Here is a 12,764-nt window from a genome sequence, read left to right as displayed (position 1 = left end):
CCGACCGACCACAGCCGTGCGCCCCCACCGGATGCGATCGGATGCCCGGTGGGGGCGCACAGACCAAGCCCGCTCAGCCGCCGTAGGAGACGGTGATCTGCTGCGGTGCGCGGTCGGCCGCGCCCACGCAGCGCGCACGGGTCGCGGGCTGGTCGGGCGTGGCGGTGAGCTTGCCGACGACCTCCGTCAGGCAGTGGCTGAGCGCCTGCTGCCCGTAGTAGTTGGGGTGCAGCACCTCCCGCGCCTCGTCGGCGGGCAGCTGCACCCGCGCCCGGGGTACGTAGCGGGCCCACTGCGCCTGCGCGGCGGTCGGCGACGTCACGGTGCCGTCGGCCGCGAACGACGTCTGGAGCGGCTGGCTGCCGCACACCTGGTGGCCCTCCAGCAGCCGGCCCAGTTCCACGAAGTCCGCGCCCTCGGCCTTCGCGGCCTTCTTGATCTCGGCGTTGAGCGCCCGCCCGATGTCCTTGGCGAGCCACTGGAGGTCACGGTTGTAGAAGGGGCAGCCGTACGCGCTCCAGCGGTCCCAGCTGTTCTCGTCGTGCGCGTCGGTCGCGGGCGCCTCGCCCGACGCCAGCGGCAGCGGGTAGGACTGGAGGACGATCCGCGGCGCGGACCCGGTGCCCTCCACCGCGGCGCGCACCGCCCGCACGGCCTTGGCGACCTTCTCCCCCACCGCCGCGGTGCGTTCGCCGGCCGGGCCGGTGATCGCCGGGTCGGTGGAGCAGTAACGGTTGTCCTTCCAGGCGTCGGCGCAGGTCGCCATGGTGTCCGTCAACCGGACGTCCGTCCCGCCGACCGAGACGACCACGGCGCTCACGTCGTTCTCGGTGGCCAGCTTCCGCAACTGCTCCAGCTGGGCCTCCTGGGTCTCCACCGGTCGCGACAACTGCTCGGTCGCCGCCCCCGAACAGGCGATGTTGAGGTGGCGGCCGGCGTCGCCGGCGGCCAACACCACGGCGTCCGAGCGCCGGCAGTCGGCGGTGTAGATCTTCTCCAGGGCGACGCCCGCGGACCGGGTGCGGTCGGTGGCGTCCCTCAGCTCCTGGGGCACGCCGCCGTTGTTCTTCAGCCCCTCCGCGTTGCCCGCCCACCGGGCGCCCTCCCCCGCCAGGAAGCCGTCGCCGACGGTCACCACCACCCGGGGCCGCGCGGGCGTCGGCTTGGGGTCCGTCTGGTGAGTGATGTCGGGCTGGGGGACGCCCTCGCCGGGCGTGCCCGGGTGGGGCGTGGCCGGCGCCGGCTCGGCGGGCTCCGTCGCCAGGGGCCGCGGGGCGGCGGCGGTCGCCGCGGGCGAGCCGAGGGCGACGGCCGCGGGGACGACGGCCAGCGCGCACAGGGCGACCAGGGCGGTGCGGGTGCGGCGGGTCCTGCGGCCTTGACGGGGCGGGGCCGCGGGGGCCCCGGTGGGGAGTTCGGTCATCGGTGGAGTCCTCGGTCGGTGTTTTCCGTGGGGTCGGGTCGTTCCGTGGCCCCCCTGGGTCCTCATTGAGTGGCCCGGTGCGCGCCCGGGACGGCTGGCCACGCCCGTGGCGCCGGGAGATCACCCGTTCGGATCGGCCGCAGGGCCGCCGCCGCGCCGTCGACTCCGGGGGGTGTCCGATTCGTTCAAGACCTGCCGCGCGGCCCGCTCCTACGGTGGGGACATGACCGTACGACTCGACGCGATCAGCATCGTGGCCGCCGACATGGCCGCCTCCCTCTCCTTCTACCGCCGCCTCGGGCTGGACCTGCCCGCCGACGCGGACGCCGCTGCGCACGTGGAGGCCGTCCTCCCGGGCGGGCTGCGCGTCCTGTGGGACACCGAGGACGTGGTGCGCACCTACGACCCCGCCTGGACCCGCCCGCAGGGCGGCGACCGGCTCGGCCTCGCCTTCCGCTGCGAGGGCCCCGAAGCCGTCGACGCGCTGCACGCGGAGCTCGTCGACGCCGGCTACCGCAGCCATCTGGCGCCGTGGGACGCCGTGTGGGGGCAGCGCTACGCCGTCGTGCTCGACCCCGACGGCGCGGGCGTCTCGCTCTTCGCCGACGCGCAGTAGTCGCCGAGCGTCATGCCGGCCAGGGCCCGCACCTCCCGCGCGAAGTGCGCCTGGTCGGCGTAGCCCGCGGCGAGCGCGGCCCCCGCGTACGGCGCGCCGCGCCAGACGAGCGCGAGCGCCCGCTGGAGCCGTAGCACCCGGGCCAGGGTCTTGGGTCCGTAGCCGAAGCCCACCAGGGCGCGGCGGTGGAGCTGGCGCGCCCCGAGGCCCACCGCACCGGCCGCCGCGGCGACACTCGCCCCGTCGTCCAGCAGCCGGGCGACCTCGCGCAGCAGCGGGTCGAAGGGCGCGTCGGCCGCGCGGGCGAGCACGACGTCCTCCAGGGCGGCGGCCGGGTCGGGCGCGGCGTCGATCCGCTCCGTCAGCCGGCGCGCGGCCCGGGCGCCCCACAGGTCGGCCAGGTCCACCCGGCGGTCCAGGAGTTCGTGCGCGGGCACCTTGAGGACGGCGGGCGCGGTGCCCGGCGCGAAGCGCACGCCCGCGTGCCGGCGCGGACCGCCCTCCCCCGGTGCGTACGCCCGGGTGTCCGGGCCGGCCACGAAGAGCCGGCCCGGGGTCCACAACAGGTCCATGCAGCCGTCGGGCAGCACCGGCCGCGCCGGCGCGTCGGCCGTCTGCTCCCGCGTCCACAGCACCGCGCCGTCCACGGCGGCGCTGGGGCGTTCCTGGTACATGGTTCCGAGGTTACGTAAGGGGCCTCAGGGGCCGTCCGTGGGGCGGTTGCGCCCGTTGACCTCGGGCGGGGGGCCCGGCTTGCTCTGGGCGTCGGGGCGGTCCGTCTTGGCCGGGTGCAGGATGCGGGACTTCACGTCGTCCGGGGGCAGGAAGCGGGACCAGCGCTCGGGGAACTCCGACGGCATGTCGCCGGAGCCGCCGTCCGCGTCGGCGGCGTCAGCGTCGTCCGCGTCGTCTGCGTATCCCTCGTACAGCCGGGCCGCTTGCGCCCGGGCCAGCACCTCCACCGCCTGCGCCTCGCGCAGCCGCTCGTTGGCGGCGCGCGCCGCCGCGGTGGCGACGGACGGCCAGACGCGGTCGATCGCCGCGTTCACGGCCGCGCCGACGAGCACGGCGAAGGCGGAGATGCCGATCCACAGCAGCACCGCGATGGGCGCGGCCAGGGAGCCGTAGATCGTGGGGCCCTCGACGGTGCTGGTGAGGTAGATCCGGAGCAGGAAGCTGCCGAGGACCCACATGCCGAGGGCGACGAGCGCGCCGGGCACGTCCTCGATCCAGGGCGAGCGCACCGGCACGGAGACGTGGTAGAGCGTCGTCAGGAAGGCGACGGAGAGCAGGATCACCACCGGCCAGTACAGGACGGTGACGACGGTGTTGCCCCAGGGCACCAGCTCCACCACCCGGTCGGGGCCGACGACCGCGAGCGGCAGCACGACCGCGCCGATGAGCAGGGCGACCAGGTAGAGCAGGAACGCCAGCAGCCGGGTGGCGACGATGCCGCGGTGGCCGTCGAGGCCGTACATGACGGTGATGGTGTCGATGAAGACGTTCACCGCCCGGGAACCGGACCACAGGGCGATCGCGAAGCCGATGGAGATCAGGTCGGGCCGGCCGCCGTGGGTGACGTCGGACAGCAGGGGCTTGGCGATGTCGTTGACGCCCCGGTCGGACAGCACGGTGCCGACCGCGCCGAGGATGTTCTGCTCGATGGAGGCGACCGTGGTGGTGTCGGTCCAGGAGTCGATGTAGCCGAGGAGCCCGAGCAGACCCATCATCAGCGGCGGCAGCGACAGCAGGGTGAAGAACGCCGCCTCCGCCGCGAGGCCGAGGATGCGGTACTCGATGCAGGAGTTGACGGTGTCCTTCAGCAGCAACCAGGCCATCCTCCGCTTGGAGACGTTCCGGTAGAGGACGCGGGCCCTGTGGAGCCGGCCCGATGACCGTTCGGGTGTTTCTTTTGCTGCCTGCACCTCCTTACCGTATCGGCATGGCGACTAGCACCCACACAGTGACCAACCAGGCTCCGCCCCTGGTGGGGTACGACGTCTACGCGTCCGACCGTGCGCTGACCGAGGCCGTCGAGCGCCATGTGGCGCCGGAGCTGAGCGAGGTCGTACGGGAGGAGCTGAGCGGGCTGGGTCGTACCGCGGGGTCGGCGCAGGCCCAGGAGTGGGGGGCGCTGGCCAATGAGAACCCCCCGAAGCTGCGGACCCACGACCGGTACGGCAACCGGATCGACGAGGTCGAGTTCCATCCCTCCTGGCACCGGCTGTTGGGGCACGCCGTGGGTGCGGGGCTCACCGACGCCTGGGGGCGGCCGGCGGGGCACGTGCGGCGCGCCGCCGGCTTCCTGGTCTGGACGCAGACGGAGGCCGGGCACGGCTGTCCGCTGTCGATGACGCACGCGGCGGTGCCGGCGCTGCGGACCGATCCGGAGCTGGCGGCCGAGTGGGAGCCCCGGCTGACCTCGCACGTGTACGCGAAGGAGCTGCTGCCGGCCGGCCGGAAGCCGGGCGCCCTGTTCGGCATGGGGATGACGGAGAAGCAGGGCGGCAGCGACGTCCGGGCGAACACGACGTCGGCGGTGCCGCTGGCGGGCGGGGCCGGGGAGTACGTCCTGACCGGGCACAAGTGGTTCTGTTCGGCCCCGATGTCGGACGGCTTCCTGGTGCTGGCGCAGGCCCCGGGAGGGCTCACCTGCTTCCTGGTGCCCCGGGTGCTGGCGGACGGCACGCGCAACGTCTTCCGCATCCAGCGGCTCAAGGACAAGCTGGGCAACCGCTCCAACGCGTCGAGCGAGGTGGAGTTCGAGGGCACGTGGGCGCGGCGGGTCGGCGAGGAGGGCCGGGGCGTGCGGACCATCATCGAGATGGTCGCGGCCACCCGGCTGGACTGCGTGGTGGGTTCGGCCGCGCAGATGCGTCAGGCGGTGGCGCAGGCGGTGCACCACGCGGCGTACCGCAGCGCCTTCGGCGGGCTGCTGATCGACAAGCCGCTGATGCGCAACGTGCTGGCGGACCTGGCACTGGAGTCGGAGGCGGCGACAGTGCTGGCCCTGCGGCTGGCGGCGGCGTACGACGCGGACACGGACCAGGAGCGGGCGCTGCTGCGGCTCGCGGTGCCGGCGGCGAAGTACTGGGTGACCAAGCGCTGCACGCCGACGGTGGGCGAGGCGCTGGAGTGCCTGGGCGGCAACGGGTACGTGGAGGAGTCCGGGATGCCGCGGCTGCTGCGCGAGGCGCCGCTGAACTCGATCTGGGAGGGCGCGGGCAACGTCCAGGCGCTGGACGTGCTGCGGGCGCTGCAAAAGGAGCCGGGGGCGCTGGACGCGTTCCTCCAGGAGGTCGGGCAGGCGCGCGGTGCGGACCACCGGCTGGACGGGGCGATCAAGGACCTGCTGACCGAGTTGGCCGACCTCGACGGCATCGAGGGGCGGGCGCGGCGGCTGGTGGAGCGCATGGCGCTGGTGCACCAGGGGTCGCTGTTGGTGCGCTGGGCCCCGTCGGAGGTGGCGGACGCGTTCTGTGCGTCGCGGCTGGGTGGGGAGTGGGGCGCGGCGTTCGGGACGCTGCCCGGCGGGCTGCCGACGGAGGCGATCGTGGAGCGGGCGCGGGCGGTGGTGTGACGGCGGCGCCGAACGGGCGTTTGGGGCGCGCCGCGCTTCTGCGGGCATCGCGATCAAAAGGGTTTGGCACCCGGTATTGCGGGCGCCGCCCACAAAGATGATCATGGTCGGGGTGGTGCTGCGCCGACACGGCACCACCCCTCGCGCTGTACACCTTCGTACACACGCACGCCCATTCGCGAGGGTTGCAGGGGGTTGCAGCCATTGCGAACTATCGCCGCATCACGGGTACGCCAGCCGTACCGCGGCCGAGGAGGACCTCCGCGTCGTGGCCACCAAGCCGATCGATCTGGCCCAGCTCGCCGCCATGGACCTGGCGGAGGCCACCAGACTGCTGAAGGGGGTGCGGGAGGCCACGCTCAGCGGGCGTCGTTCGCCGGTCGGACCCAGGGCGGACATCGAGGAGTCGTGGCAGCGGCTGCTGCGGACCGGGCTCGACCCCGACCGGGGGAGGCGGCCCGGGATGCTCCCCCGCGACGAGGTCGAACGGCGCCGCGGCGAGTCCCCGTTGCGCGAGGTCCTCCCGGTGCTGCGCGAGGGCCTGGTGTCCATCGCGGACGCGGCCCAGCACATCGTGACCGTCGCGGACGCGGACTGCCGCCTGCTGTGGCGCGAGGGCAAGGCCACGGTGCTGCGCAAGGGCGACACGCACGGCTTCGTCGTCGGCTCCGACTGGAGCGAGGAGCTGACCGGGACCAGCGGCATCGGCACGGTCCTGATCGCCCGTCGGCCGCTGCACGTGCACGCCGCGGAGCACTTCGTCGCCGCGTACCACTCCTGGACGTGCGCCGGCTCCCCGGTCACCGACCCGCGCGACGGCCGGCTGATCGGCGTCGTCAACGTCAGCGGTCCGCTCGCCACCGTGCACCCCACCACGCTGCCGCTGGTCACGGCCGTCGCCCGGCTCGCCGAGGCGGAGCTGCGCACCCGTCACCTCACGGCGCTGGAGCGGCTGCGGAGCGTCGCCCTGCCACTGCTGGGCAGGATGACCGGGCGGGCGGTGGTGGTGGACGCCAACGGCTGGCCCGCGGCCGTCATCGGCATGCCGCCTCCGCCGGGCCGACTGCAACTGCCCCGCCACCCCGCGGCCGGCCCGTGCTGGATCCCCTCCCTGGGCACGGCCACCGTCGAGCCGGTACCCGGCGGCTGGCTCGTCCGGGTCACCGGCCTCGGCGGCCCCGGCCCGGTCGCCAGGATCGCCCTCGACCTCAGCCGGCCCCGGCACGCGACCGCGACGGTCTCCGGGGAGGCCGGCAGCTGGGTGCAGGAGCTGAGCCCGCGCCACGCGGAGCTGCTGTGCACGCTCGCCGTCCACCGCGACGGCCGCAGCGCGGCCCAGCTCGCGGAGCACCTGTTCGGCGACCCGACGCGCACGGTCACCGTCCGCGCGGAGATGTCCCGGCTACGCCGCCAACTCCCCCACGTGCTCGCCAGCCGGCCCTATCGATTCGCGGACGGCATCGACGTGGAGGTGCTGCGCAGCCCGCACGCGGACCCCTACTCCTGTTGATCCGGGGACCGTTGACCCCGCCGGCGGCGCCATCACCGCGATAATCGTTCGCGCCCGCGAACGGCGGGCTGGTTGACTCCTGCGCCGTGACAGGACTCAACGATCCCGCCTTCTTCGACCGTTACGCAACCGACTACGACGAACGCAACTGGATCGATCCCGCCGGCCCCGTTGACGTACTGGCCGAGCTGACGCCCAAGGGCGGACGCGCCCTCGAACTCGCCATCGGCACGGGCCGCGTCGCCCTCCCCCTGACCGAGCGCGGAGTGCGGGTGGAGGGGATCGACGGCTCACCCGCGATGGTGGAGCAGCTGCGCGCCAAGCCGGGTGGCGCCGAGATCCCGGTCACGATCGGCGACATGGCCGACGTGGCGGTGGAGGGCCCCTTCCACCTCTCGTACCTCGTCTACAACACGCTCTACAACCTGCCGAGCCAGGAGCGCCAGATCGACTGCTTCCGCAACGTGGCGGCGGTGCTGGCGCCGGGCGGGGTCTTCGTGGTCGAGGGGTTCCTCGTCGACCTGGCGCAGTTCGACCGGCACCAGCGGGTGGCCACCCGCGGGCTGACCGAGGACTCGGTGCGGATGGAGTTCCTGGTCCACGACCCGGTGGAGCAGGCGATCACCTTCCAGCGGGTCGCCTTCAGCGAGGCCGGCACCCGGCTGAGCCCGCTGCGGCTGCGCTACGTCTGGCCGAGCGAGCTGGACCTGATGGCGCGGCTCGCCGGGCTGCGGCTGCGGCACCGCTGGGCCGGCTGGGACCGCTCCCCCTTCACCCGGGACAGCGGCAGCCACGTCTCGGTGTACGAGAAGGCGTGACCGGGGCGGCCGGGGAGCCACCCCGCTTGGGGGCGGGCGCGGACACGTGGTTCCCTGGCCGCATGAGCATCCGCGTCACCACCTGGTCCCTCGAACAGACCTCGCCCGCCGACCTGCGCCCCGCCCGGCCCGCCGGCGCGGACGTCACCGTCGTCCGGGCCGAGGTGCCCTCGCCCGAGTTCAGCCGGTTCCTGTACACGGCCGTCGGCGGGGACGTCACCTGGACGGACCGGCTCCCGATGACGTACGAGCAGTGGGAGCAGGCGCTGGCCCGGCCCGGCACCGAGACCTGGGTGGCGTACGAGAAGGGGACGCCCGCGGGGTACGCGGAGATCCAGGCGCAGGACGAGGGCTCGGTGGAGATCGTCTACTTCGGGCTGATCGCCGCCTTCCGCGGGCGCGGCATCGGCGGACACCTGCTCTCGTACGCCACCGCCCGCGCCTGGGACCTCGCGGACCGCTGGCCCGGGCTCGCGCCGACCAAGCGGGTGTGGCTGCACACCTGCTCCAAGGACGGTCCGCACGCCATGGACAACTACGTCCGGCGCGGCTTCACGCTCTTCACGACGGAAGAGACGGACGAGCCCGAGCAGCCCACCCCGGGCCCCTGGCCGGGCGCCCGGGGCTGAACGCCCCGCGCTCCGCACGACCCCTCATGACCCGACCCGGGTGCGCCGGCGCCCGGGTCGGGCGGTAGTGAACTGATCACACATCATCTCATCAGGCGAGACATCATTGTCCACTATTCGGATAATGGTGGACTCGCCTCGGATCGCCGTGCCACGCTTCCCCCATGTCTCGACCTGGAATCGCCTTGGTGAGTCGGCGGCACGTCGACCACGGCCGCATGTCCAGCGCCATCTGTCCCGCCGGCTGACGCTCACCGCACAGCCGTACCCGGTCGCACCAGCCGAGCATCTCCGCCGCCTGATCTGATCCGCCTGCCGCGTTTCACCTCTGCACGCACCTGCCTGCTCGCCTTCGCTTCGCCCCGCTTTCAGCGCTTTCGCACGCCCTGCTCCCCCCGCACACCGCACCCTGCGCACCGTCGCGCGTCCAGCGAGTGTGCAGCTCAGAGCCGCCCTCCTGCTGCCTCGAAGGACACCGCCATGGCCGCCACGCCTCCCGAGCCCGCCCCCGCCGCACCCCGCCGGAAAACCGGCCGGCACCGCGGCGAGGGTCAGTGGGCCGTGGGCCACATGACGCCCCTGAACGCCAACGAGCAGACCAAGAAGGACGACGACGGTCTCAACGTACGGACACGTATTGAGACGATCTACGCCCACCGGGGTTTTGACTCCATCGACGGCGCCGACCTGCGCGGACGGATGCGCTGGTGGGGTCTGTACACCCAGCGCAAGCCCGGGATCGACGGCGGAAAGACGGCGATCCTGGAGCCGGAGGAGCTGGACGACAAGTACTTCATGCTCCGGGTCCGGATCGACGGCGGTCGGCTGACCACCCGCCAACTGCGGGTGATCGGCGAGATCTCCCAGGAGTTCGCCCGCGGCACCGCCGACATCACCGACCGGCAGAACGTCCAGTACCACTGGATCCGCATCGAGGACGTCCCCGAGATCTGGCGGCGCCTGGAGGCCGTCGGCCTGTCGACGACGGAGGCGTGCGGCGACACCCCCCGCGTGATCCTCGGCTCGCCCGTCGCCGGCATCGCCGAGGACGAGATCGTCGACGGCACCCCGGCGATCGAGGAGATCCAACGCCGCGTGATCGGCAACAAGGACTTCTCCAACCTGCCCCGCAAGTTCAAGTCGGCGATCTCCGGCTCCCCGCTGCTGGACGTGGCGCACGAGATCAACGACGTCTCGTTCGTCGGCGTGCACCACCCGGAACTCGGCCCCGGCTTCGACGTCTGGGTCGGCGGCGGCCTCTCCACCAACCCCAAGCTCGGCGTCCGGCTCGGCACCTGGGTGCCGCTGGAGGACGTGCCCGACGTCTACGAGGGCGTCATCGCCATCTTCCGCGACTACGGCTACCGCCGGCTGCGCAACCGCGCCCGGCTGAAGTTCCTCGTCGCGGACTGGGGCCCGGAGAAGTTCCGCCAGGTCCTGGAGGACCAGTACCTGCTGCGCAAGCTCGCCGACGGGCCGGCGCCCGAGGTGCCCCAGCAGCAGTGGCGCGACCACGTCGGCGTGCACCGGCAGAAGGACGGCCGCTTCTACGTCGGCTTCGCACCCCGCGTCGGCCGGGTGGACGGCACCGTCCTCACCAAGATCGCCGAACTGGCCGAGGAGCACGGCTCCGGCCGGGTGCGGACCACCGCCGAGCAGAAGATGATCGTGCTCGACGTCGCGGAGCCCCAGGTCGAATCGCTGGTCGCCGGGTTGGAGGCGCTGGACCTGCGGGTGACGCCCTCGCCGTTCCGCCGCGGCACGATGGCCTGCACCGGCATCGAGTTCTGCAAGCTCGCCATCGTCGAGACCAAGGCCCGGGGCGCCTCCCTCATCGACGAACTGGAGCGCCGCATCCCGGAGTTCGACCAGCCCATCACGATCAACCTCAACGGCTGCCCGAACGCCTGCGCGCGCATCCAGGTCGCGGACATCGGTCTCAAGGGCCAACTCGTCCTCGACGACGACGGCAACCAGGTCGAGGGCTACCAGGTCCACCTCGGCGGCGCGCTGGGCCTGGACCCCGGCTTCGGCCGCAAGGTCCGGGGCCTGAAGGTCACCGCGGACGAGCTCCCGGACTACGTGGAGCGCGTGCTGCGCCGCTTCCAGCAGCAGCGCACCGAGGGCGAGCGCTTCGCCACCTGGGCGGCCAGGGCCGCCGAGGAGGCGCTCAGGTGAGCGTCCCCCCGCAGTACTGCACCACCCTCTCCACCACCCCCACCAGGACGTCGACGAACAGGAGGACGGCATGAGCGAGCGGGCCGCGCCGTTCTACTGCCCCTACTGCGGGGACGAGGACCTGCGCCCCAGCGAAGAAGGACACGGCGCATGGGAATGCGCGGCGTGCAGTCGAGCCTTCCAACTGAAGTTCCTCGGGCTGCTGGCTCGTGGACTTCAGCGCAACGACAGTGGAGAGAACGACATATGACGGTCACTCAGACTGCCGAACGACTACGCGGCCTCGCCGAGCGCGCCGGTCGCGACCTGGAGGACGCGCCCGCACTCGCCGTCCTGACCTGGGCTGCCGAGACCTTCGGCCCGCGCTTTTGCGTCACCTCCTCCATGGAGGACGCGGTCGTCGCCCACCTCGCGTCCCGGGCCCTGCCGGGCGTGGACGTGGTCTTCCTCGACACCGGCTACCACTTCCCCGAGACGATCGGGACGCGGGACGCCGTCGAGGCCGTGATGGACGTCAACGTCATCACGATCACGCCGCGCCAGACCGTGGCGGAGCAGGACGCCGAGCACGGGCCGAGACTGCACGACCGCGACCCGGACCTGTGCTGCGCCCTGCGCAAGGTCGGCCCCCTGGAGCAGGGGCTGGCCGGGTACGACGCCTGGGCGACCGGCCTGCGCCGCGACGAGTCCCCGACCCGGGCGAACACCCCGGTCGTCGGCTGGGACGAGAAGCGGCAGAAGGTGAAGGTGTCGCCGATCGCCCGGTGGACCCAGGACGACGTGGACGCGTACGTCGCCGAGCACGGCGTCCTCACCAACCCCCTGTTGATGGACGGGTACGCCTCCGTAGGCTGTGCGCCCTGCACCCGCAGGGTCCTGGCGGGCGAGGACGCCCGCGCCGGCCGTTGGGCCGGACGGGGCAAGACCGAATGCGGGCTGCACGGCTGATGACGACTCAGGAGACTGCCATGACCGGAGCCACCATCTGGCTGACTGGCCTGCCCAGCGCCGGGAAGACCACCATCGCGTACGCCCTGGCCGAACAGCTCGGCTCGGCCGGCCACCGCACCGAGGTGCTGGACGGCGACGAGATACGCGAGTTCCTCTCCGCGGGCCTGGGCTTCGACCGCAAGGACCGCCACACCAACGTCCAGCGCATCGGCTTCGTGGCCGAACTGCTCGCCTCGCACGGCGTGCACGTGCTCGTCCCGGTGATCGCGCCGTACGCGGACAGCCGGGAGGCCGTCCGCAAGCGCCACGAGACCGCGGGCACCCCGTACGTCGAGGTGCACATCGCGACACCGGTGGAGGTGTGCTCGGAGCGCGACGTGAAGGGGCTCTACGCCAAGCAGGCGGCGGGCGAGATCAGCGGACTGACCGGAGTGGACGACCCGTACGAGGAGCCCGTCTCCCCGGACCTGCGCGTCCGGTCCCAGGACCAGACCGTGGCGGAGTCCGCGGACGCGGTGTTCGCGCTGTTGACCGAGAGGGGCCTGGTGTGAGCCTGGTGACCGGCGTGCGCGCCGACGTGGAGGACAGTCCGTACGCCTTGTCGCATTTGGATGCGTTGGAGTCGGAGTCGGTTCATGTGGTGCGGGAGGTGGCGGGGGAGTTCGAGCGTCCGGTGGTGTTGTTTTCCGGGGGCAAGGACTCGATCGTGATGTTGCATGTGGCGGTGAAGGCGTTTGCGCCGGCGCGGGTGCCGTTTGCGTTGTTGCATGTGGACACGGGGCACAACTTTCCTGAGGTGTTGGAGTTCCGTGACCGGACGGTGGAGCGGTTCGGGTTGACGTTGCATGTGGCGTCGGTGCAGGAGTACATCGATCGTGGGGTGCTCACGGAGCGGGCGGACGGGACGCGGAATCCGTTGCAGACGTTGCCGTTGACGGAGGCGATTGCCGGGCATCGGTTTGACGCGGTGTTCGGTGGGGGGCGTCGGGACGAGGAGAAGGCGCGGGCGAAGGAGCGGGTGTTCTCGTTGCGGGACGCGTTCTCGCAGTGGGATCCGCG

At 72.7% G+C, this 12,764-nt stretch carries 14 protein-coding genes; 10 read left to right on the top strand and 4 right to left on the bottom strand.

The window, feature by feature from the left end; genetic code table 11:
• Positions 1 to 73: 73 nt before the first annotated feature.
• Positions 74 to 1,423, bottom strand: a complete 1,350-nt coding sequence (locus AB0E05_RS18895) for a GDSL-type esterase/lipase family protein (protein WP_361964756.1) — start codon at positions 1,421 to 1,423, stop codon at positions 74 to 76.
• A 223-nt stretch (positions 1,424 to 1,646) separates the two neighbouring features.
• Between AB0E05_RS18895 and AB0E05_RS18890 the strand changes: the two genes are divergently transcribed.
• Positions 1,647 to 2,039 (top strand): VOC family protein, encoded by a 393-nt coding sequence (locus AB0E05_RS18890; RefSeq protein WP_361964754.1) that lies wholly within the window; start codon positions 1,647 to 1,649, stop codon positions 2,037 to 2,039.
• Here AB0E05_RS18890 and AB0E05_RS18885 read toward each other — a convergent pair.
• Both AB0E05_RS18885 and AB0E05_RS18880 read right to left on the bottom strand, forming a co-directional pair.
• A complete protein-coding gene (locus tag AB0E05_RS18885) occupies positions 1,979 to 2,713 on the bottom strand; it encodes a helix-turn-helix domain-containing protein (protein WP_361964752.1) in 735 nt (244 codons plus the stop codon). The two genes, AB0E05_RS18890 and AB0E05_RS18885, sit on opposite strands and share 61 nt — an antisense overlap.
• 24 nt (positions 2,714 to 2,737) lie before the next feature.
• Entirely contained in the window at positions 2,738 to 3,964 is a 1,227-nt protein-coding gene (locus AB0E05_RS18880) for a YihY/virulence factor BrkB family protein (protein ID WP_361964749.1), read from the bottom strand.
• A gap of 17 nt (positions 3,965 to 3,981) precedes the next feature.
• Here AB0E05_RS18880 and AB0E05_RS18875 point away from each other — a divergent pair, with 17 nt between their 5' ends.
• The 5 genes from AB0E05_RS18875 to AB0E05_RS18855 all read left to right on the top strand — a co-directional run bounded on the left by AB0E05_RS18875 (position 3,982) and on the right by AB0E05_RS18855 (position 10,754).
• Positions 3,982 to 5,619 carry an acyl-CoA dehydrogenase family protein gene (locus AB0E05_RS18875; RefSeq protein ID WP_361964747.1) on the top strand — a complete coding sequence of 546 codons (1,638 nt, stop codon included), beginning with the start codon at positions 3,982 to 3,984 and terminating at the stop codon, positions 5,617 to 5,619.
• A gap of 268 nt (positions 5,620 to 5,887) precedes the next feature.
• Positions 5,888 to 7,129, top strand: a complete 1,242-nt coding sequence (locus AB0E05_RS18870) for a GAF domain-containing protein (protein ID WP_361964745.1) — start codon at positions 5,888 to 5,890, stop codon at positions 7,127 to 7,129.
• A gap of 86 nt (positions 7,130 to 7,215) precedes the next feature.
• A complete protein-coding gene (locus AB0E05_RS18865; protein ID WP_361964743.1) occupies positions 7,216 to 7,947 on the top strand; it encodes a class I SAM-dependent methyltransferase in 732 nt (243 codons plus the stop codon).
• A gap of 62 nt (positions 7,948 to 8,009) precedes the next feature.
• Positions 8,010 to 8,576, top strand: a complete 567-nt coding sequence (locus AB0E05_RS18860) for a GNAT family N-acetyltransferase (protein ID WP_361964741.1) — start codon at positions 8,010 to 8,012, stop codon at positions 8,574 to 8,576.
• A 480-nt stretch (positions 8,577 to 9,056) separates the two neighbouring features.
• Complete coding sequence (locus tag AB0E05_RS18855) at positions 9,057 to 10,754, top strand: nitrite/sulfite reductase (RefSeq protein WP_361964739.1); 1,698 nt, start codon at positions 9,057 to 9,059, stop codon at positions 10,752 to 10,754.
• Here AB0E05_RS18855 and AB0E05_RS18850 read toward each other — a convergent pair.
• Positions 10,747 to 10,899 (bottom strand): hypothetical protein, encoded by a 153-nt coding sequence (locus AB0E05_RS18850; RefSeq protein ID WP_361965130.1) that lies wholly within the window; start codon positions 10,897 to 10,899, stop codon positions 10,747 to 10,749. The genes AB0E05_RS18855 and AB0E05_RS18850 overlap by 8 nt on opposite strands.
• Here AB0E05_RS18850 and AB0E05_RS18845 point away from each other — a divergent pair.
• The 4 genes from AB0E05_RS18845 to cysD all read left to right on the top strand — a co-directional run.
• Positions 10,825 to 11,004, top strand: coding sequence for a hypothetical protein (locus tag AB0E05_RS18845; protein ID WP_361534319.1), 180 nt, complete (start codon positions 10,825 to 10,827; stop codon positions 11,002 to 11,004). The two genes, AB0E05_RS18850 and AB0E05_RS18845, sit on opposite strands and share 75 nt — an antisense overlap.
• Entirely contained in the window at positions 11,001 to 11,702 is a 702-nt protein-coding gene (locus AB0E05_RS18840) for a phosphoadenylyl-sulfate reductase (protein WP_361964736.1), read from the top strand. Before AB0E05_RS18845 ends, AB0E05_RS18840 begins: the two co-directional genes overlap by 4 nt.
• 20 nt (positions 11,703 to 11,722) lie before the next feature.
• Positions 11,723 to 12,256: an adenylyl-sulfate kinase gene (cysC, locus tag AB0E05_RS18835; protein ID WP_361964734.1), complete on the top strand. Its 534-nt coding sequence runs from the start codon at positions 11,723 to 11,725 to the stop codon at positions 12,254 to 12,256.
• 2 nt (positions 12,257 to 12,258) lie between these two features.
• Positions 12,259 to 12,764: sulfate adenylyltransferase subunit CysD (cysD, locus tag AB0E05_RS18830; protein ID WP_361965111.1), on the top strand; the 506-nt coding region annotated here is incomplete at its 3' end.

It is taken from the genome of Streptomyces sp. NPDC048057 (assembly GCF_040653095.1).
Taxonomy (GTDB): domain Bacteria; phylum Actinomycetota; class Actinomycetes; order Streptomycetales; family Streptomycetaceae; genus Streptomyces.
This window is presented reverse-complemented; position numbering and strand designations above follow the sequence as displayed.